General features: G+C 70.9%; 14 protein-coding genes and 1 pseudogene. 8 read left to right on the forward strand and 7 right to left on the reverse strand.

Features of this window, described 5'->3' with window-relative positions; genetic code table 11:
- Positions 1-82: 82 nt before the first annotated feature.
- From AC0NH5_RS33020 to AC0NH5_RS33035, 4 genes and pseudogenes are all read left to right on the forward strand, one after another.
- Positions 83-631: an AAA family ATPase gene (locus AC0NH5_RS33020; RefSeq protein WP_474410855.1), complete on the forward strand. Its 549-nt coding sequence runs from the start codon at positions 83-85 to the stop codon at positions 629-631.
- 159 nt (positions 632-790) lie between these two features.
- Complete coding sequence (locus AC0NH5_RS33025) at positions 791-1,855, forward strand: helix-turn-helix domain-containing protein (protein ID WP_474410856.1); 1,065 nt, start codon at positions 791-793, stop codon at positions 1,853-1,855.
- 78 nt (positions 1,856-1,933) lie between these two features.
- Positions 1,934-2,539 (forward strand): annotated as a pseudogene (locus AC0NH5_RS33030) (AAA family ATPase); the annotation flags it as partial.
- Positions 2,540-2,884: 345 nt separating this feature from the next.
- A complete protein-coding gene (locus tag AC0NH5_RS33035) occupies positions 2,885-4,687 on the forward strand; it encodes a LuxR C-terminal-related transcriptional regulator (protein ID WP_474410922.1) in 1,803 nt (600 codons plus the stop codon).
- Between the two features lie 102 nt (positions 4,688-4,789).
- On the opposite strand, the gene AC0NH5_RS33040 is transcribed toward AC0NH5_RS33035, so the two are convergent.
- A complete protein-coding gene (locus AC0NH5_RS33040; RefSeq protein WP_474410857.1) occupies positions 4,790-6,208 on the reverse strand; it encodes an HNH endonuclease signature motif containing protein in 1,419 nt (472 codons plus the stop codon).
- A 31-nt stretch (positions 6,209-6,239) separates the two neighbouring features.
- On the reverse strand, positions 6,240-7,196 hold the full coding sequence (locus tag AC0NH5_RS33045; protein WP_474410858.1) for a hypothetical protein: 957 nt from the start codon (positions 7,194-7,196) through the stop codon (positions 6,240-6,242).
- A 146-nt stretch (positions 7,197-7,342) separates the two neighbouring features.
- On the opposite strand from AC0NH5_RS33045, the gene AC0NH5_RS33050 reads away from it, so the two are divergent.
- The 4 genes from AC0NH5_RS33050 to AC0NH5_RS33065 all read left to right on the forward strand — a co-directional run bounded on the left by AC0NH5_RS33050 (position 7,343) and on the right by AC0NH5_RS33065 (position 14,754).
- A complete protein-coding gene (locus tag AC0NH5_RS33050) occupies positions 7,343-7,933 on the forward strand; it encodes a TetR/AcrR family transcriptional regulator (RefSeq protein ID WP_474410860.1) in 591 nt (196 codons plus the stop codon).
- Between the two features lie 125 nt (positions 7,934-8,058).
- Complete coding sequence (locus AC0NH5_RS33055) at positions 8,059-8,862, forward strand: MBL fold metallo-hydrolase (RefSeq protein WP_474410861.1); 804 nt, start codon at positions 8,059-8,061, stop codon at positions 8,860-8,862.
- Between the two features lie 18 nt (positions 8,863-8,880).
- Positions 8,881-9,246: an EAL domain-containing protein gene (locus AC0NH5_RS33060; RefSeq protein WP_474410862.1), complete on the forward strand. Its 366-nt coding sequence runs from the start codon at positions 8,881-8,883 to the stop codon at positions 9,244-9,246.
- The gene (locus AC0NH5_RS33065) at positions 9,247-14,754 is read left to right on the forward strand and encodes a diguanylate cyclase (RefSeq protein WP_474410863.1); all 5,508 of its coding nucleotides are present in this window, start codon (positions 9,247-9,249) and stop codon (positions 14,752-14,754) included.
- Positions 14,755-14,873: 119 nt separating this feature from the next.
- Here AC0NH5_RS33065 and AC0NH5_RS33070 read toward each other — a convergent pair whose 3' ends face one another.
- The 5 genes from AC0NH5_RS33070 to AC0NH5_RS33090 all read right to left on the reverse strand — a co-directional run bounded on the left by AC0NH5_RS33070 (position 14,874) and on the right by AC0NH5_RS33090 (position 20,308).
- Complete coding sequence (locus AC0NH5_RS33070; RefSeq protein WP_474410865.1) at positions 14,874-15,722, reverse strand: M15 family metallopeptidase; 849 nt, start codon at positions 15,720-15,722, stop codon at positions 14,874-14,876.
- A gap of 49 nt (positions 15,723-15,771) precedes the next feature.
- Positions 15,772-16,812: a maleylpyruvate isomerase family mycothiol-dependent enzyme gene (locus AC0NH5_RS33075; protein ID WP_474410866.1), complete on the reverse strand. Its 1,041-nt coding sequence runs from the start codon at positions 16,810-16,812 to the stop codon at positions 15,772-15,774.
- Complete coding sequence (locus AC0NH5_RS33080) at positions 16,809-17,585, reverse strand: sigma-70 family RNA polymerase sigma factor (RefSeq protein ID WP_474410867.1); 777 nt, start codon at positions 17,583-17,585, stop codon at positions 16,809-16,811. The genes AC0NH5_RS33075 and AC0NH5_RS33080 overlap by 4 nt, the downstream gene beginning before the upstream one ends.
- Before the next feature lie 86 nt (positions 17,586-17,671).
- Positions 17,672-18,820, reverse strand: a complete 1,149-nt coding sequence (locus AC0NH5_RS33085) for an AI-2E family transporter (protein WP_474410868.1) — start codon at positions 18,818-18,820, stop codon at positions 17,672-17,674.
- Between the two features lie 150 nt (positions 18,821-18,970).
- Positions 18,971-20,308 (reverse strand): peroxidase family protein, encoded by a 1,338-nt coding sequence (locus tag AC0NH5_RS33090; RefSeq protein ID WP_474410869.1) that lies wholly within the window; start codon positions 20,306-20,308, stop codon positions 18,971-18,973.
- Between the last annotated feature and the right edge of the window lie 84 nt (positions 20,309-20,392).

The raw sequence follows: 20,392 nt of genomic DNA on the forward strand, positions 1-20,392 counted from the left end.
ACCGCAGCCCTGTTCATCACAGCTATCTCAGCCGCGGCCTGCACAGCCACCGCACCCTTGCCCGCCAAGAGTCGAGCCATCAATGCCCACCTTGGTGGTGATTCGCGGGAACTCGGGCAGCGGCAAGACCACCACCGCCCGTGAGGTGCGTCGCCGTTACGGCCGCGGTTGCGCTCTGCTCGAACAGGACTATCTCCGCCGCATCGTGCTGCGGGAGCACGACAGCGGCAGCATTCGCCCCGTTGCGCCGCGCTTCATCGCAGCGACCGCGCGGACCACCCTCGAGCTCGGGTACCACGTCGTGCTCGAAGGCATTCTGCACACAGAGCGCTACGCATCCGCCCTGCACGAGCTGATAGCTGCGCATGCCGGGCCGGTCTGCACCTATTACCTGGACGTCTCCTTCGACGAGACCGTCCGCCGTCACCACGGCCGTGCCGATCCGATCCCGGTCTCCGCCGACCAGATGCGCGGCTGGTACGCACGGCTCGACCTGCTCGGCGTCCCCGGCGAACGCGTCATCCCGGAATCGAGCACCTTCGACGACACCGTCGAGACGATTCTGCACACCAGCGGCCTGGCCACCACGCCGGCCACGACTCCATGCCCCACACGCTGCCCGAACTGCTGACTGCCCGCGCTGCTGACTGCCCGCGCTGTGAGCTCGCAGCCTCACACCTGCATCTCGCCGATACCGGCTTGTCGGCCCACCGCTTATGGCCCACTCCTCTTATAGCCCACTCCTTTCGTGGAGCACCGTTTTCTCAGCCGAACGTGCACAGTGATGGGCATGGCTTTCGTTCTCGACACCGCAGGCCTTCCGCTTCACGACCGGATGGAGGCCGTGCACACCGCGATGATGTACGCCTCCGCGCCCTGCCACGTCATCCACGAGAATCCCGCAGTTTCGATTTACGCCCGGATGGAAGTCTGGGACCTCGGCGACGCGAACGTCTTCACCCAGCGGTCCTCCGGCATCCGCCTGGTACGCACCTCGAAGCTCGCCCGTCAGGACTCCGTACCGGTAATCGCCCTCTCCGTGCAGCAACGCGGATCCGGCCGACTCGGCCAGGCCGGACGCCAGGAGATCTGCCCCACCGGCGACCTGATCGGCGTTGACCTTTCCGGCGCGTACGACTACTCCTGGCCCGGCGACGGCGCGGCCGGCTGCATCCAGATTCCTGTGGACCGGCTCGACCTCCCGGTCGACGTGATCCGGTCAGCTCTGGGCAACCTGCGCGCCAGCCCGCTGTACCGCCTGGTCACCACCCACATTGCGCAGCTCGCCGGCGATCCCGCCCGTATCACCGCGGACCCGGCCGCAGCCACCGTCGCCGCCGCCAGCATCGATCTGTGCCGGGCGCTGCTCGCCTCAGCCGCCCGCGATGACAGGCACTCCCGTCAGGTGCTTGCTGAGACGATGCTCACCCGCATCCGCGCCTTCGTACGCCAGCGCCTCACCGACCCGGACCTGAACCCCGCAATGATCGCCGCCGCGCACAACATCTCAGTGCGGCATCTGTACAAGCTGTGCGCCCAAGCCGACCTGAGCCTCGAACAGTGGATCATCAATGAGCGCCTGCAGGGCGCCCGCCACGAACTACTCCAGCAGTCACCTCACCAACGTGCCGGCCGCCCGATCTCAGCGGGCCGGATCCCAGTTGGTCAGCGTCCCGCCCGCCAAGGGCCCGCCGTACCGACCTCGATCGCTGCCATCGCGCGCGCCTGGGGTTTCCGCGACCCCACCCACTTCACCCGCCGCTTTCAGGCCCGTTACGGCATGACCCCGAGCCAGCTGCGCAGTGCCTCCATCGAGGCCCGTAGCCCTTCTCGTCACTTCCCGCCCGCACCGTGAGCCTGCAGCGTGAGCCGGTGATCGTGCACTCACAGCCGACTGTTACCGGCGGTGCCATGAATACGGTTCGACCTAGTCATGGTTCTCAGGGGAAGAGCCGAGGAGTCCCGCGCATTACACGCCTTCATAGGCGCCCTGCGCAGGGGTCTCGGCGGAACATTGGTGTTGCAGGGCGACCCAGGCACAGGCAAAACAGCCTTGCTGGACAGCGCCCTCTCCGCCAGTGCCCTCTCCGACGGCGCCCTCTCCGGCAGTGCCTCCTGCGACAGTGCCTCCTCCAACAGTGCCTCCTCCAACAGTGCCTCCTCCAACAGCCCCCTCTTCGGCAGCGACCTCAAGAACCGCATTACCCCCGACAGCCCCGCGCAGGGTCCCATCCTGCAAGTCCTACGGCTGTCCGGCGTCGCGGCGGAGACCGACTTCCCTTACGCGGCCCTGCACCGCCTGCTGCTGCCGTTCTTGGAGGATCCCAACTCCATAGCGCACTTGCCGCCCGTGCAACGCTGCGCCCTCGACGTAGCGTGCGGTCTGACCGACGGCCCACCCGCCGATCCCTACCTGACTGGCCTTGCCGTCACTGCGCTGCTGACCCGAGCCGCTGTTGAGAACCCTCTACTGTGCTGCGTGGACGACGCTCAGTGGATCGACCACCAATCCCTCCAAGTCCTCGCCTTCGTGGCCCGCCGCCTGCCCACCTCGGACGCGTCATCACTCAAACCAGCGGCGTTGCGCTCAGCGGTCTCCCGCCCACGAGCAAGCGTGGCGCCCACCCCCACCGCTGCGTTCAACGCAAGCATCGTGCCAAGGCCAGGCTCCGTGCCGGCCACGGGCTCCGCGCCGGCTACGAGCACCGCGCCGGCCACGAGCACCGCGCCGAACACAGTGTTTGCCTTCGACGCAGCGCTTACCGTTGAAACAGACCCTGCGCCCGCTGTGCCCGCTCCAGCTCTCCTACCCCGGCCGACCGGAACTCCACGTCCCCGCCCATCTCTCGGCATTCTGTTCGCCGCTCGGGGTGACGTCCCGGGGTTGGCCGAGTTCCCCACCCTCAGCCTCACCGGTCTCCCTACAGCCGCAGGCGTTGACCTTCTCCGTGACGCGATCCCCGGCCCCGTCGACCACCTCGTCGCGACCCGCCTGGTCGCAGCCACCGCCGGCAACCCACTGGCCCTGCTCGACCTCGGCCGCGAACTCTCCGCCGACCAGCTCGCCGGCGTCCGATCCCTGCCTGACCCGCTTCCGATGGGCCGCCGGCTGGCCGAGGATCACCTGCATCGCATCCGCCGCCTACCCGAACTCACCCAGCTCTGGCTCCTGGTGGCCGCCGCAGCCCAACCCGGCGGTGACCTCACCTACATCACTGCCGCGGCCAACCTCCTAGAACTTCCTTCGGACGCACCCACACCGGCCGAGACGGACGGCGTGCTGACGCTCGGCGCCGCTGCCGTCTTTCAGCACCCGCTCACTCGCTCAGCTGTCTACAGTGGTGCAACCGCTCCCCAGCGTCGCAGCGCCCACGCCGCCCTCGCGACGGTGACAAGCAGCCCCGAGCACGCCGACCTGCGTGCCTGGCACTCGGCCGCCGCCTGCCTGGGCCCCGACGAGGACGTCGCGGCGGAACTCGTGCGCACCGCGCACCAGGCAGCCGCTCGAGCGGACGCCCACAGTAGACACGCCACCCAAGTCACCTTCCTGGCCCGAGCCGCTGAACTAACCCCCATCGGTCCCGCGCGCGCGGAACGCATGCTCGCCGCTGCCGCGCTCACCGCACGTGCCCCTCTCGAGGCTCTCCGGTTGGCAGAAGTCAGCGTTGTCGAGGATGAGGTAGGCGCGGCGATCGACGCCACCGACGAGCTGCAGGCGATTTACCGTCATCCTGAACTGCTCGCCTGGCACAGGGCGGAACCTGCCGCGACGCCGACCAACGATCTGACGGACGCACTCGCCACTGCCGAGTGGCTGAGCTCAATCTCCGCCCAGTCGCTGACCCGGATGGGTCTCGTCGTGTTGGCACTGAGCCGCGGCGATTATGCGCGCGCCTGCGCGGTGGCTCGCGAGCTGTACGAGGCCGACAGTCTCAAGTCGGATTCCCGAGTCCTGCCCGATCTGGTCGAGGCGGCAGCGCGCAGCGGCAACCGAGCGCTGGCCGACCAGGCCCTTGCCGAACTGACGGAGCAAACCATCGCCGCCGGTACGGACCGGGCGCTGGGCGTGCTAGCCCGCTCTCAAGCCCTACTCGCGCAGACCTCACCCACTGCGCCCGAGAATCCCACTGCGCCCGAGAATCCCACTGCGCCCGAGAATCCCACTGCATCCCAGAGCTCCACTGCACCCGCGAGACCCGCCCCGAATCCGAGCGCAGAGTCCCTGTACCAGCGAGCTATTACCCTGCTGGCCCGCACCCCGGCGCACGCCGACCTCGCTCGCGCACACCTCCTCTACGGCGAATGGCTGCGCCGGCAGCGCCGCCGCCGCGACGCCCGTGTTCAGTTACGCACCGCGCTGGAGATTTTCGAGGCGATCCGCGCAGCCGGGTTCGCTGCCCGCGCTCGGCGGGAACTCGACGCCACCGGCTCCCCGGCCCGCCACCGCAGCACCGCCACCGAGCCGTCAAACAACCCCCGCCGCGCTCTGCCGGAGTCGCCGACCGGCCCGCACCTCACCCCTCAGGAAGCGGTGGTCGCCCAGCTCGCGACCACTGGCGCCACGAACGCCGAGATCGCGGCGCAGCTCTTCATCAGCGCGTACACGGTTGATTACCACCTGCGAAAGGTGTTCCGAAAGTTGGGCGTGACTTCCCGCCGCCAGCTGCGGAAAGCACTACTCGGCTGACACTGCTCGGCTGGCACTGCTCGGCTGGCACCGCTCGGCTGACACCGCACGGCTGGCACTGCACGGCTGGCACTGCTCGGCTGACACCTCCGACTCCGCAACTCACGTCCGCCGGTGGAAGGGATTGGTTCGCGGTGTCCGCTGGGAATCCATCCACACCGGCGGCAGAAACTCCGGTCGCCCGTCCGTTCCGAGCCGCACCTCCCAGCCGGACCGCTCGTCGTGGATCAGGCGGTGGTGGTGTTCGCAGAGCAATGCGAGATTGGCCAGCTCAGTGGTCCCGCCAGCGGCCCATCCGACGATGTGGTGGGCGTCGCACCAGCGGGCCGGTCGATCGCACCCCGGAAACGTGCACCCTTCGTCCCGGACGACGATCGCTCGCCGGAGGGCTCCGGTGACCAGTCGCCGAGCGCGTCCGGCGTCCAGGACCTGACTGTCCCCGCCCATGATGATCGGCAGGATCCGGGCATCGCAGGCCATCCGCCGCACCGCCGAGGCGGACACCGTCTCACCTGTGTCCAGTCGTCCGCCGGTGAGCTCGCGCCGGAGCGGGTCGAAACCCACGGTGACGGCCATCTGCGGCCGGTCGCCGCCGTTCTCCGGCAGCCGTCCGCCGCTCAGGGCGACTCGGCACACTTCGACCAGGGCGTCCGCGCGCCGCTGCGCCGGTGTTCGGGTCTCACCGGTCTCAGCCACTTCGGCGGCTGCGCGGTCCGGCCGGCACAGCGGGTCCAGCGCAGCCGACACGGTTGCCGCGCTCTCCGTGTCGAGGATGCCGCGCAGTAGGACCCGGCCGTCGCCGAGCGGGCTCACCGTGAAATACCGCTGCCGTCGCGCGCGCTGCTCCGCCCGGCGAAGTCGTTCCTCTTCGGAAGCCTCGGCAATCTCCGGAGCGACGTGTTCAAGAATTCGCCGACCGGAAGTGCGCAGCCCGTGCGGATCAAGACGTGGCGCCCATTCGGCCAGCATCGCCGATGCCTGTTGCCGGGTCTCCTGATCCAACTCGTCCGGCAGGTCGTCGAGCGTGCCCGCGATCGCCGTCAGCTGTTCTGTGTTGATCCGCCCCTCGCTGATCCCGCGGTCGAGGATCGGGTCGGCATCGAGCAGCCGGGCATGCGCGAGCAGCCGCGCCGCACGGCGCGGGCTGATCCGTAGACGGCCACGAAGCCACACCGCGGCCGAACTCGCCGCCTGCGCCGCCGGAATGCCCCGGCCGTCGATCTCCCGGATCACGTGCAGCAGCGCGGCGTGCAGCATCTGCTTCGCCGCATGGATGCCTTCCAGCGCGGCGAGCAGCTCATCCTCGGGCAACGCCCACATCGGCGCCTTGGCGCACTCCGCGCTCAGCCCGGCGACTTGCTCCACTGTCTCCTGCACGCCGCCATCATCGAACACACGTACGACAACCTCGGGCGCTCTCGGTGGCCGATGTGCCCGCTCACACCCATGATGAAAATCCCGAAGCGGCGGTACGCAGAAGCAGGCACCGATCCTGATGAAGCTGACAGCCCAGCCGTTCAAGATCGGCAGACGCGGCCCCGACCAGCGGACCTCAGTACCCGGTGTCCCGTGGCAGGACCGGCCGATCCGCCGCAGGCCCGTCCTCGGGCAGCCGTCCGGTGTCCACCAGCCACCGCTCCACCAACGGCCAGTACCACACCGAGGTGCCCGGCTCCGGCGCCGGAAACGCCGGATGCTCGGCTCGCCACAGATCCGCGAGGGACACACTGACACGGGCCCGATGCGCGATCTGCTGCATGGTCAACAGCGCGGGGTCGTCCTCATCCCGCTGCTCGGCACTGGCCCAGACACTGACCTGCGGTTCCTCCCAGCCGCGATCGGCCACCGCGGCGAGCGTCGGCGACACGGCCCGCATCCGCCCCCGCAGCGTCTCCCGGTTGATCTCGATGGTGTCCCAGACCGCCGCGTTGGCCGCCCGGATGCTGCCGAAGTCGCCGATGTGCCCGATGCCGTACGGCCGGGTGCCGACCTCGGCCGACCAGACGCCACGCAGGCCGGGCTTCACCGAGCCGAGGGTCATCGACGTGTACTCGGGCAGCCGGAGCGCACGCCCGCAATCCGCCGCCAGGCGGCAGGCGATCACCACATCGGACACCGGAGTCGGTCGCTGAGAACGGCACAAAGCAGCCACGTGTACGGCGAGCCGGTGCACCGGCTGGAGACGCTGCCACCACAGCTCCCGCACCCGGTCCAGCATCTCGTCGAGGGCGGGAACACCCTCCGCCACCATCTCCGGCGGCGCATGTTCGACCACCGCGCTGCTCAGCATCGTGATGAGCTCCAGAGCCAGCCGAGCCGACTCCGGAGGTGCTGCCGCCTCGAGCTGAGCCGCCGCCTCCGGCAGCGCTGTCACCTCGAGCCGTGCAACCGCCTCCGGCCGTGCAACCGCCTCCGGCCGAGCAACCGCCTCCGGCCGTACCGCCGCCTTCGGCTGCGCTGTCGTCTCTTGCCGCCCAGCCCCCGGATCCAGCGGGGAGGTCATCGTCATCGCCCACCTCAGGTCGTACCCCCGTCGTCTCAGCATGCCCGGCTTGACCGTCCCGGGGTGTCTACCGCGACCCACCTCCGCTGTCAGGTGTCCGACCGTTCACACCCCGCGACGGGTAGCCTCATCACAGGTCTGGAGGGGGAACAGTGCCGAAGATCGTCGATCACGACCAGCGGCGCGACGAGATCATCGAGGCGTACCTGGCCGTTGTCGCCCGGGACGGGCTGCCTGCGGCAACCAGCCGTGCCATCGCGGCGGAGCTGGGTGTCGGCACGGGCGCGCTCTGGCACTACTTCGACGGGTACGACGCGGTGGCGGCCGGCGCCTATCAGCGGATCACCGAGCGGACGAACCGGCGAATCGAGGCCGCCACGGCGGAGTTGCGCGGTCTTCCCGCGGTGTACGGGATGTTGCGCGAGATCCTGCCGCTGGTGAAGGAGACCGTCGACGAGGCGCATGTGGTGGTCGGCTTCTGGGGCCGGCTCGCCGCCAACGACAAGATCGCAGCGACCCGCGCCGACGTCGACGAGCACTGGCACGACTTGCTCGGGCAGCACCTCACCGAGGCGGCGGAGGACGGCGAGCTCGACCCGGCCACCCCGATCGAGGAGATGATCGACGTGTTGCTGTCGATCGCGGTGAGCCAGCAGGTGCACGCCATCATGGGCTCCGACCTGGCCGAGCCGGAACGCCAGATCAGGATGATCGACCACTGCCTGCACCCATGGTGCCGGTGAATCCATGGTGCCGGTGAACCCATGGTGCCAGTGAACGGCCGGTGAAACGGCCGGCGAGGTAACCGAGTGGGCACGATCCCATCGCCAGAGCGGCGCGAACGGCTGTTCGGTGTCAATGATGGGTCATGAGTGACTTCAGACTGAACCGCAGACTGCTCTTCACTGCCGGCTCCGGAGTTCTGGGCGTGACTGTCCTCAATACGCTGACCGGCTGCACCAGTTCAGACAGTCCCACCAGTTCCGAAAGCTCCGCCGGTTCAGGAGCCCCCGCCGTCTCAGGATCAACAGCGGCAGCCGGGGGAAACAACTCGGCGGGACCGGCTTCCGGAGGCGACAACCGGGTCGTCGGCGACTGGCAACGCGTCAACCTCTCCTTCGTCTCCGCGTACCTGCTGATCCGCGGCGCCGAGGTGGCCGTGGTCGACACCGGGACAGCCGGATCCGAGTCCGCCATCGAGACCGCGCTCAAGGCGGCCGGCGCCGACTGGTCGGCGGTGAAGCACGTCGTCGTCACCCACCAGCACGAGGACCACGCCGGCGGCCTGGCCGGGGTGGCGCCGCTGGCGACCGCAGCCAAGCTCTACACCGGGGAGGCCGACGTCGCGGGCATCGTCTACGACAAGCCGCTGACCGGCCTGAAGGACGGCGACGAGGTCTTCGGGCTGCAGATCATCGGCACGCCCGGGCACACCCTGGGGCACGTCGCGGTGTTCGAACCGGCCACCGGAGTGCTGGTCGCCGGCGACGCGTTGCGCAACCAGAACGGTCTCGAGGGGGCTGCGCCGGAGTACACCGCAGACCTCGGCCAGGCGGCCGCCTCGGTGAAGAAGCTGGCGGCGCTCGACGTGAGAGCGATCCTTCCCGGCCACGGCGACCCGCTGCTGACCGATGCGGCGCAGGCGCTGAAACAGCTCGCCGCATCGCTGTGAGCCGGAAGGAATGCCGGTGTGGCTGCCGGGGTGGGCTACCAGGCTGGTGACAGAGTGGTTGGCAGGGTGGTTGACAGAGTGGTTGGCAGAGCGATTGGCAGTCGCGAGGGCGCGCAGCAGATCGCGCTGGTACGTACCATCGTCGATCTGGCGCGTAGCCTCGGATTGACCACGGTTGCCGAGGGGGTGGAGACCGCGTACCACGCCGATCTGTTGCGGGATCTCGGCTGCGATCGTGGCCAGGCCTACCACTTCGCCGGCTCTGTGGTCGAGGTCGGCGCAGTTATTTCGGTCGGCGCAGTCGTTCAGGTCGGCGCTGTCGTTCAGGTAGGCGCTGTTTCCGCCGATCAGCAGAGCGACGCCGGATGCGGAGTGAGTGTGTAGGTGACGGAGACAGGACGGGCCAGGCCGGCGGATCTGACCGACCTCGAAGTCGTCGAGGAGCTCGGCCGCGGCGCTTTCACGATGGTGCACCGCGCCCGGCGTGGCGACCGGTGGTACGCGGTGAAACGACCGCTCGCCGACACCGAGGACGACCCGCAGATCCGAGCCGCCTTCCACCGGGAGGCTGCGCTGCTGGCCTGCATCGACGATCCCGGTGTGGTCGGCGTGCACGCCGCCGGCGAGTTCGACGGCATGCCCGCACTGGTGCTCGAGCACCTGCCCGGCGGCTCCTTGGCCGACCTGCTCGCCGGTGGTCTGATGAGCCAGGAGCGGGTGGTCGAGATCGCCGCCCAGCTCGCCCGCGCGCTCGCCGCCGCGCACCGTCTGGGCCTCGTGCACCGCGACATCAAGCCCGGCAACATCATGATCTCCGGCGAGAACGCCCCAGGTGACAGCACCAGAGCACCCGGGCAGGCGAGATCAGGGCAGGCGAAATCAGGGCACGCGAAATCAGGGAACCGCCGCGTCAAGCTCATCGACTTCGGTCTGGCCCAGCTCGGCCGCGACGAGCGCCCAGCCGCGGAGGAGGCGGTCGGCACCTTCCTGTACGCGCCTCCGGAGCAGTCCGGCATGCTCAAGCGCCCGGTGGACGGGCGGTCCGACCTCTACTCGCTCGGCGTCGTGCTGTTCGAATGCCTGACCGGACGGCTGCCGTTCGAGGCCGACGACGTCGGCGAGCTGCTCCGCCTGCACCTGGCCGCGCCCGTCCCCGACCTGGCCGTGCTGCGTCCCGGCGTCGATCCCGCGCTGGCCAAGGTGGTGTACAGGCTCCTCGCCAAGGACCCCGACGACCGCTATCCGGACGCCGCCGCCCTCCTCACCGACCTGCGGAACTGCCCCGGCGGGGCGGCCGCCGAACGCCCCGCGGTGACCGGCTGGCCGCTGTGCGGCCGCGACGCCGAGGCAACCCGGCTGCTCCGGCGCTGGGAACGCGCCCGAGCCGGCCAGGGCGGCGTCGCCGTGATCCGTGGCGGTCCGGGCACCGGCCGCACCCGCCTGGCCGCCGAGCTGGCGACGCAGGCAAGCTCCGCGACCGGCCCGACAGCCGACTCGGCACTCGTCCCGACAGCCGGCTCAACCGGCGGCCCAACCGGCGGCCCAACCGGCGGCTCAACAAGCGACTCAACCGGCGGCTCAGGAAGCGGCTCAACCGGCGGCGTGCCGGTGCTGTGGGCGACCGGCCGTCCCGACGAGGACCCGCTCGCCGCCGCCCGTGAAGCCCTCCGGTCCTGGCTGGCCGCGGTCCGCCGGCTGCCCGCGGCCCGGCGCGCCGTCATCGAACAGCACATCGACGACGCTTCGGCCGCTGCCGGCTCCGCCCTGCTCCGTCGCCTCTTCGGCGACCTCGGCCCGACGCCCACCGAGGGGTACGCCGAGCCCGGCGACCCTCAATCGCTCCCGCCCGGCACATCCGGCGCGGGCGGCGACGAGCACGTCCTCGCCGCCGGTGCCGCGTTCCTCGCCCACCTGGCGACCAGCGCCGGCGGGCTGGTCATCGTCGTCGACGACGCCCATGAGATCGACGCCGGCACCCGGCAGCTTTTCGCGAAGCTCGCCCCCGAACTGCCCGGCCTGCCGATTCTGCTGCTGCTCACCGCCCCGGACGGCGCCCGCGACCCGGCCGAGGGCCTGAACCCCGTCGACGGGCTGGCCGGCCCGGCGCCGCTGGAGGTCACCTGCGGTCCGCTGCCCGCCGCCGCGATCACCGAGCTGATCGAGTCCCGGTTGCCGGGCGCGACGGTCGGCGCCGAGCTGGTCCGGCACATCACCACGCGTACCGACGGAACTCCGCTCGCGGTCGTCAGCTACTTGCTGCGCCTGCTCGACGCGGGTCTGCTCATCCCGTTCTGGGGGGTCTGGCGCCTGGACTCCGTGGGCGCCGACCAGCTGCCGGCCACCGCCGGCCTGCGTGATCTGCTGGCGACCCGGCTCGACCGGCTCGGCGCCGAACACCTCGACTGCCTCGCCGTGGCCGCGGTGGCCGGTGTCCGGTTCCGCCCGGAGCCGCTGCTGACCATCGGCGACCCGGACCGGGTGGTGGCCGCGCTGGCCGCGGGTGTGGACCGGCACGTGCTGGAGGCGCGGCCGGGCGGGTGGTACGGCTTCGTCCACCCGCAGCTGCGCGACGTGCTGCTGGAACGGATCGACGAGGAGCACCTGCCGCGGGTGCATGCGGCCTTGGCGGGCGCGCTCGAGCAACTGCCGGAAGACCTTCGGGACGAGGGGCACGCGTACGCGATAGCGCGGCACCACCGTCGTGCGGGCACCGTGGTTCCGGCCGCGGACCGGCGGCGCAGCGCGGCGGCGGCGGGCCTGCGCGCGCTCCAGGACCAGGCGCCGGCCGAGGCGATCGACTATCTGAGCGAGGCACTGGCCGGGGATCGTGTGCTGGCCGGGGACCCTGTCCTGGCCGGGGACCGCGCTCCAGATGAGGGGCTAGCCGGGGGAGCTGCGCCGGACACTGAGCTGCTGCATGCTCTGGCCCGGGCCTATCTGGGCGCGTGGCGGTTCGACGAGGCCGCCGAGGTGCTGGACCGGGCGCTCGCCGCGGAGCCGGACCGGTTGCGCCGTGCCCGGCTGCTCACCACCCGGATCGAGCTGCACCACACCCTCTGGGACGACGAGCGTGCCCTGGAGGCGGCCCGCGCCGCGCTCGCCGAGCTGCGCCGGCCGCTGCCGGGGCGGGGACTTCTGGTTCTCATCTCGACGCTGTTCATCGCGCTCGGGGGTGCGCTCGTCCGTCGTACCAGAATCGGTTTCGGATCAGCACGGGGCCGGCGGCGGGAAACGCTGGCCGCGCTCACCGCCGTGCTGGATGCCGGTGGCTATGCCGCCGGGATCGGTATGCGCCTGCGCGAGGCCGGAACGCTGAGCCTGCGCGCGCTCTACGCGGTGAACCGGCTCGGGCCCTGCCCGGAGTACGTCCGGGTGTACGCGCTGATCGGGTACGTGACCGCAGTGATCAAGCTGAAGGGCACTTCGGAACGGTGCCTGAGACGGGCCGCTGAGGTGGCCGCCGGGCTCGGTGATCCGGCGCTCGTCGCCTATGTGGAGTGGCTGCGCGGCTGCGCGCTGCTGTTCGGTGGCTACGACGACGGCACCGCCTGGGAAAAGGTGATCACCCGCAACGTCCGGTGGTACTCGCCGGCCCAGATGATCCCCGGCTACGCCACGCTGGGCTTGCGGTTCCTGTTGCGCGGTTACGTCGGTGAGGCGGAGCGCGAGTACGAGCGGGCGATGGCGCACCTGCAACGGCCGGAACTGGCGCTCGGCACCTCGCTCGGCATGCTCAGCGTGATGATCCCGGCCGGGCAGAGCCGGTTCGGCGACGCCGCGACGGCGTTGAAGCGGCTGCGCGAGACGTTCCCGGAGGGCACCGGCACCCGGGTGCAGCGGGCCAACATCCTCACCGCCGCGGCTTGCGTCCTGCTGGAGCAGGGCGAGGTCGGCACCCAGCTGGAAGAGGCGCTCGCCGAGTTCCACAGTCTCGGGCTCAAGCCCGGCGACCTGATGCCGCAGCACAAGTGGATCTACGTGTATCAGGCGCACGCCCGGCTGATCCAGCTGCGTTACGCCCCCGACGAGGAGCGCGCGCAGCGGATGGAAGTGGCGCGCAAGGCCGTGCACATGCTGGGCAAGGTCGGCGGGACGCCGCTGCTGCGGGCGGTCTTCCACACCACGCGGGCCTCGCTGCTCTACGTCGGCGGCGACTACAAGCGCTGCCTCAAGACCGCGGACGAGGCGGAACGCCGGCTGCGCGCGGTGGACGCCCCGTTCATCCAGTACGAGATCTTCCGCATCCGGGCCCGGGCGATGCGTGCGTTGGGCCTGGCCAACGAGGCCGACCGGCAGGCCCGGTTCGCGCTGAGCCTGGCCGTCTTCCACGGCTGGGAGCAGCGGCGCCGGCAGACCCGCACCGAGTTCGGCGTGGACGAGGGCGCGGGCACACACCGGCGTACCGTCGCGGAACGCCGCCCGATCTCCGGACGCAACCGCCACCTGGACGCGTTGCAGCAGGTCAGCACGGCCGCCGCGACGATCCTGGACCCGCGGCAGCTCGCCCAGGTGGCGCTCGACGAGATGCTGCGCATCCTCGGCGCCGAACGCGCGCTGTTCTTCCTGCTCGACGACGCCGGCGAGCCGGCCCGGTTCGCCGGGCGGGACGCCGCCGGCGACCTCACCGAGACCACCGAGTACGGCGCGACGCTGGTCCGGCGGGTCGCCGAGACCGGCGAGCCGCTCGTGGTCACCGGCACCGACCAGGGCGCCGCGCTCGGCTCCCGCAGCGCGGTCGTACACGGCCTGCGCAGCATCCTGGTGGTCCCGGTGCACTTCAAGGGCCGCCTGGTCGCCGTCGTCTACCTGGACAGCCGGCTCGCCCGCGGCATCTTCACCGACGACGACGTCGCCGTGCTCACCGCGGTCACCAGCCACGTCGCCGTGTCGCTGGAGACCGCCCGGGCCGCGCAGCTGCACTCGGCCGTCGAAGCCGCCCGCCAGCAGCAGGCCCTCGCCGAGATGCTGCGGGCCAGCCTCGCCGAGCTGAGCACCATCCTGGAACCGGACCAGCTGTTGCGGCAGCTCGGCGCCACCCTGCGGACCCAGCTCGGTGCGGACGCCGGGTGCCTGCTGAGCCCCGGCGGCGAGGTGCTGGAGGTGCTGGGCGAGGCGCCGGCCGAGATGGTCGGCGCGGTCTCACCAACGATCATGGAGGACTTCTCGCTGGTCGAGGCGCCGGTGCTGCTCGAGCCGACGGCCACCGGCGCACTCCGGGAACGCCTGCTCAACGGCGCCGCCACGGTGCTCGCCGTGCCCCTGCACGCCCGCGACGAACGCGCCGGGCTGATCCTGCTCGGCGGCGCCGGCCTCGACGACACCAGCCGTCAGGTGGCGGCCGCGCTGGCCACTCAGGGCATGACGGCGTACGAGAACGCGCGCCTGTTCAGCCGGGTCCGGGAACTGGCGACCACCGACGAGCTGACCGGCCAGCACAACCGCCGGCACTTCTACGCGATCGCCGGCGCGCTGGTCCAGGCCGCCTCCCGCAACAGCCGGCAGCTGGCGGCCGCCATGCTCGACATCGACAAGTTCAAACTCATCAACGATACGTACGGCCATGCGGTCGGCGACGAGGTGATCCGCGTCGTCGCCGCCCGGATCCGGACCCGCATGCGCCACTCGGACGTGCTCGGCCGGTACGGCGGCGAGGAGTTCGCGGTGGTCCTGCCCGACCACGAGGGCCACGCGGCCGAGCTCGCCGAACGCATCCGGCTGGCGGTGTCCGAGGAGCCCGTCGCGACCGCGGCCGGCCCGGTGCCGGTGACGATCAGCGTGGGGCTGACCCGCCTGGAACCGGGAGACAGCTCCCTGGACGAGCTGCTCGCCCGGGCGGACCATGCTCTCTACCGCGCGAAAGAGGGCGGCCGGAACCGCGTCGTCACCGCCTGAAGATCACCGCCTGAAGATCACCGCCGGACCGGATCTCGCCCCGGCTGTTGCCGGTGACCAGCTCGGCGAACCCGAGCGTGTGAACTTCGGGTGCGAATCGCACCCGAAGTTCACACAGTTCAGAGGTCTGTGGTGCTGAAGTGCATGTAGTCCTTCAGCGAGGTCCACAGGCCGCCCCAGGCGAAGCCGTTGCTGGTGAAGGCTCGCACTGCCCCGCCGGCGTGGACCATGCCGGGCCAATAGTGCTGGCGGGCCAGCCACGTCGCGCTGTTCGGCGGGTCGAGGTAGGTGCCGCGGATCATCGGGTTCTGGCGCGGGTTGACGTCCACCGCGCGGCCGTACGAGTGCTGTGACCACCTCGACGTGCCGGCCACGTAGCGACATTCGTAGCCGCTGGTGAGGACGGTCTTGTCGGTCAGGCCGGGCATGTTGATCGAGGCGGGCTGCATCACCAGGACGGGGAACCGCCAGCGGTAGAGAGCGGCGAACGCCTTCTGGGTGGGCACCACCAGCGAGCGATGCATGATCAGATTGCCGGTACGGGCCACGCCCTGGAAGTCCAGGTAGCGGACCCAGATGCGGCGCAGGTCGGTGGCCGGAACCGGGCATTTCTTCGCCGGGTCGCCGTTGGCCTCGGTCGCTGTGACGGTCTCGGTGCGGGTATGCCAGGCGGGAAGCGGGGCGGCGGGGGCGGTCAGCCGCAGCAGGCCGTCGGGCTGGAGCCGGTAATCGGGGGAGAGGCTGTTCCAGCGCCGCAGGTCGGCCACGCTGACGTCGTGCCGGGCCCCGATCTTGGCGAGCGTGTCGCCCGGCCGAATGATGTGCGCGGTCTGCGTAGGGCCGGCATCCTGGGCGGGTGCAGCGACCTGGGCGGGTGCAGCGACCTGGGCGGGTGCCGCTGCTCGGGCGGGGGACGGGCCGGGGGCCAGGAGCGCGACGGCTAGCAGCGCGGGCAGTGGTTTCCACATAGTTATCCAGGTTGAGCCCTATAGCGCTGATTGTCCTGGAAACGGCGGATCAGGGGTGCGGTGCCAGCGCGGGCACCGCGGCCAGCCACTCCTGCGCCAGAGTCGCATCTCCGCTGATCCGGACGGGCATCCGCGACGGGTCACGCCGGTTGCCGACCAGCCGGCAGAATTCGACCACGTCGACGGAGATCGAGGCGTCCGGCGGTGCGGGATTCAGCGGTGCGGGATTCAGCGGTGCGGGATTCAGCGGTGCGGAATCCAGCGGCACCAGCCACGATCCGCCCCCGGCGCCGGTCAGGTCGAGCCGCACCGTGCGCCCACCGGCACCGGGCAAGACTTGCGCGGTGACCGACGGCAGCATCCGGACAGCCAGGCCGGCCATCGGGCGCAGATGCTCCGCCAGCGGTGTGATCATCGGGCCGCCGACGACGCCTGCGATGTCCTCGCCGTGGATCCACGTCTCGAAGGCCCGGGCGAGCAGCGCGTCCGCCACCGGCAGCGGCCGGCCCAGCGTCACCGTCACCACATCAGGCCGTGGAGGCAGCGCCCGGCAGATCGCCTCGGCCTGATCACGCCACGCGCGCAGGGTGTGCGCCGCCGGCTTCCCCTGCTCCGCATCGAGCACCGTTGCGGTCCGTTCCGCCGCGGTCGCCGCCGGCGCGATCGGCGGCGACACCGGCAGGCCGAGGGCCGCGGCGATCATCCCGTCGACGGCCATCAGGTGGGCGAGCAGGTCGTGGACGCTCATCCGCTCGTACGCCGCGGTCCGCTGCCAGTCGCCGTCGCCCAAGCCGGTGAGGAGCAGATCAAGGGCGGAGATCTGTGCGGCGTACGGCTTCGCGTACCCCGGCGCAGGGAAAGCCGGACGTCGCCGGACCGGCATCGCGGAGCGTAACCGTGCGCCGAGGCCGGCCGGGGGTTGGCGGAGCAGTGCGGCGGCGGTCTCCCGGAGAGTCCGAGCCTCGCCGGCGCACTCCACGCACCCGTCCAGATGGGTCCGCACCAGGTTGGTCTCGGCGGGGGAGCAGGCGTCCACGGCCCACGCCCCGATCAGCTCGGCGACCACCCGGTGACCGTTGTCGGCAGTCATCGCTCCTCCCGGCCGTGCGAACTACCAGAGCTGGGCGGGCTGTGCGGATTGGGCGGGCTGGGTGAGCTGGGTGCGCTGTGCGGGCCGGGTGAGCTGTGCGCGCTCGGAGCGCCGTTCTGGCTGGTCAGCTCGGCGGTCAGCCGGCGCAACGCCTCGCGGAGCCGGGATTTCGCGGTCCCCTCCGGCAGGCCCAGCTCGGCCGCGACCTCCCGGTAGGTGCGACCGTGCAGGTACGCCAAGGTGATCGCGCTGTGCAGCGGCTCCGGGAGTGTCCGCAGCGCCACCCGCAGACGCTGGGTGGTGTCCGCGTCCGACACCTGGTCCCCGACCGGGTCGCCGCCGCTCAGCGCATCCATGCTGAGCTGCGGCTCCCGGGTGCCGCGGCGGTGTGTCTCCTCGCGCCGGACCAGGTCCACCGCGCGCCGGTGAGTGATCATCGCCAGCCAGCCGCGAAGCGTGCCCTTGGCCGGGTCGTAGGCGAAGGGCCGCTGCCAGAAGGACAGGAACACCTCCTGGGCGACGTCCTCGGCGGCGCGGTGGTCCCGCGTGACCCGGAACGCGATGGTGTAGACGAGGGCGTTGTGCCGCTCGTACACCTCGCTGAACGCGTCCTCGTCGCCGAAGACGAGCCGATCGCGCAGCCTGCCGTCCCCATCGGACGCGTGCGCGTCAGTCGTAGCCGCGTCTGTCGTAGCCGCGTCTGTCGTAGCCGCGTCTGTCGTAGCCGCGACAGTCGTAGCCGCATCAGTCGAATCCGGAACAGTCGAAGCCAAGACCCTTAACCCCCGGGGCCACTGTAGGGCGGTACCACATCGCAGTCACGTCGGCCGATGTGCCAAACCCCGGGGGTTGCGGTGACTCAGGCGACCTCGGGGCGCCCGGCGGTCTCCGGGCTCTGGATGGCTTCCTCGACGTGGTCGTCCGCCGCGTCGCCGTCCGGCGGTGGATCATGGCTGAGCTGCTCACGCAGGTAGTTCCAGACCACCGCGATCAGCGCCGCCACCGGAACCGCGAGCAGCGCGCCGACAATCCCGTACAGGCTGCTGCCGAGCGTCACAGCGAGCAGCACCGCGCCGGCGTGCAGGCCGAGTCCCCGGCTCTGCACCATCGGCTGGAAGACGTTGCCCTCCAGCTGCTGCACCGCCACGATGATGCCGAGCACGATCAGCGCGTCGGTCCAGCCGTTCGAGACCAGCGCGATCAGCACCGCGACGAAGCCCGCGAACAGCGCGCCGACGATCGGCACGAACGCCGCCACGAACGTGAGCACGGCGAGCGGCAGCACCAGCGGCACCCCGACGATCCACAGGCCGATGCCGATCGCCACCGCGTCGAGCAGGCCGACGAACGCCTGGGAGCGCACGAAGGCGCCGAGCGTCTCCCAGCCGCGGGCGAACACGACCGGCACGTCACGGGAGAGCCGGCCGGGCAGCTGCTGGGACAGCCACGGCAGGAACCGCGGGCCGTCCTTGAGGAAGAAGAACATCAGGAACAGCGCCAGGATCGTGGTCACCAGGCCGTCGACCACGGTGCCGACCCCGGTCAGGGTGGCCGTCGCGATGCTGCCGACACTGCTCTGGATGCGGTCGATGGCGGCGTTCGCGGCCGTGTTCACCTCGTCGTCGCCGATGTTCAGCGGCGGTCCGGCGGCCCAGTCCCGGACGGTCTGGATGCCGTTGGCGACCCCCTCGGCCAGCTGCGGGGACTCCGACGCCACCGGCGCCACGATGCCGAACAGCGTGCCCGCCGCGATCAGCAGGAACAGCACCGTCACCACCGACGCGGCGAGGGCGGGCGGCCAGTTGTGCCGGCGCAGGAACCGCACCGGCGGCCAGGTCAGGGTGGTCAGCAGCAGCGCCACCACCAGCGGCCAGACGATCGACCACGCCTTGCCGATCAGGGTGAGCGTCACCCAGAGCATGACCAGCACGAGCAATATCTGCAGCGAGATCATCGCTGAGGAGCGCAGCGCCGACTTCGTCTTGCGGGCGCTGAGATTGGAGTCCATGCGATCACCCTAAGGACCCCGGCCCGGACCGCGCGCGCCGAACCGCCGACCCTAGCGCTGCCCGGTCGTCATTGCATGGATGTATGTCGATGCCTGCGTGTGGCCACCGGGGCCCGTGGCGCGATCAGCGCACCGGGCCCCCGCCGCCGGTCAGAGGGCCAGGGCGAACTTGAGGAAGTCGCCGATGCGGAACTGCCCGGGCGTCGTGGCGATCGGCGCGGCCGGCCGCCAGCGCGGGTTGACGCGCAGGTAGCTGTCTCGGTCGGCGTCCAGGATGCCGAGGATCACCTCGGTGACGATGCGGCCGCCGACCGGGCCGAGACGCTCGCCGGCGTGGGTGAGCTCGGCCTCCTTGAGGATGTAGAACCAGAGTGGCGCCTTGCCCTGCCAGCCGGGATTGGCAGCGTCGGGCAGGCCCAGCTGGGCGTTGGTGAGCGGGGTGATGCCCATCCGGGCGGCGACGTCCTGGCCGGCCGGCAGGCCGAGGCGCTTGCCGCGCACCAGGTTTCGCTCGGCCAGCGACGGCGTCCCGTCGGTGACGACCGTGCCGGGCAGGTTGAACAGCGGCAGGGAGAGCTTGCCGTCGATGCGACGGGCGGCGTTGCGTGGGGCGGACGGCTTGCCGGGGACGTCGAAGAAGTGCCACCAGTCGATCTCGAGCCGGGCCGGTAGCGGGCGGTTGCCGCGCAGGTCGCTGCCCTCGGCCCCGAAGATGGCCGCGGCCGCGGGCGGTGTGGTGCGCGTGTTCATCAGGTAACCCGCGCGGATCATGCTGTGTCCGAAGCGGTACGCGGCGACCGAGTACTCGATCGGCATCATCGGGCGGTGCGGGTTCTTGGGCTTGTAGAACTCCCGCTTGACGTTGCCCTTGCTGTTCAGGAACCGGCCGACCACCTCGGGCCCGGCCACCCGGTCGAGGAAATCGTGCACGATGATCCACTGGAAGTGCCAGCGGGTCAGCCGCTGCGCCTCGGCGAGGTTGCCGGCCAGGCCGGTGGCCAGGCACCGGTTGTGAAACTTCGCGAAGGCCAGGTGCAGCTGCGCGATGATCAGATTCTCGTCGTTGCGGGCGTCGCCGAGGATCGCGCTGCCGTCCGCGCGGCGGGGCAGGTCGTCGACGCCGTTGGCGTTGCGCACGACCTTCATCCGGGTCTTGTCGGCCTCGTACAGGTCCGGGTCGAGGGCGGGGCCGCGGCCGTAGAGTGAGCCGAGGTCGAACAGCGGCGTGTCGAAGTTGGTCAGCGCCTGCGGGTCGGTCTGCTGCTCGGGCAGCGGGGTCCGGTCCAGCGTCATGTCGTGGTCGATGAACTGGCCGAGGAAGGTGAAGCCGGCCGGGATCCGCGGGTTGTCCAGGTCGGCCGGGTTCGGCCCGTCGGGCTCGCCCATCTGCGCGCCCAGTGCCTTGATCAGCTCGTCCGGCGGGTTGTGGGCCTCGGCGTTCTTGAACATGATGCCGAAGCGGCCCTCCTTGTCGCGTCCGGCCTTCACGGCGATGTCGCTGCCGCGGGTCCAGGCAACGGCGTGCTTCCAGTCGGCCGGCCTGCCTGGTGCGGCCGCACCAGCGAGGACCGA

This window comes from Actinoplanes sp. 13 (assembly GCF_056134165.1).